The following is a 373-nucleotide window of genomic DNA, read 5'->3' as shown; positions in this document are numbered from 1 at the left end:
TTTGTTGGAACAGATATGTTTACGTATACCATTTGTGATGATAATGCAGATCAAGCTTGTGATACAGCTACCGTTTACATTACTGTTGGTGGTATTGAAAACACAACAGATGCTATTGCAGATATCAACAACACATTCGTTGGACAACCCGTAACTGGTAATGTATTAACAAACGATGAAGATTTCGAAGGTGATAACCAATCAGTAACGGCTAACACGCAACCTACTAACGGTTCTGTGGTTGTCAATTCTGATGGAACATATACTTACACGCCTAATCCTGATTTTACTGGTGAAGATACTTTTGAGTATACAATCTGTGATGATGGTAATCCTCAAGCTTGTGATACAGCTACAGTTTATATCGAAGTAT

The 373-nt window shown here is 37.3% G+C and carries 1 protein-coding gene; it reads left to right on the top strand.

Going from position 1 to position 373, the window contains the following annotated elements; translation table 11 throughout:
• The coding region (locus tag V6246_RS18180; RefSeq protein ID WP_341561865.1) for an Ig-like domain-containing protein at positions 1–373 on the top strand (373 nt) is incomplete at both ends.

The sequence above is a fragment of the Algibacter sp. TI.3.09 genome (genome assembly GCF_038154905.1).
Taxonomy (GTDB): Bacteria; Bacteroidota; Bacteroidia; order Flavobacteriales; family Flavobacteriaceae; genus Algibacter.
This window is presented reverse-complemented; position numbering and strand designations above follow the sequence as displayed.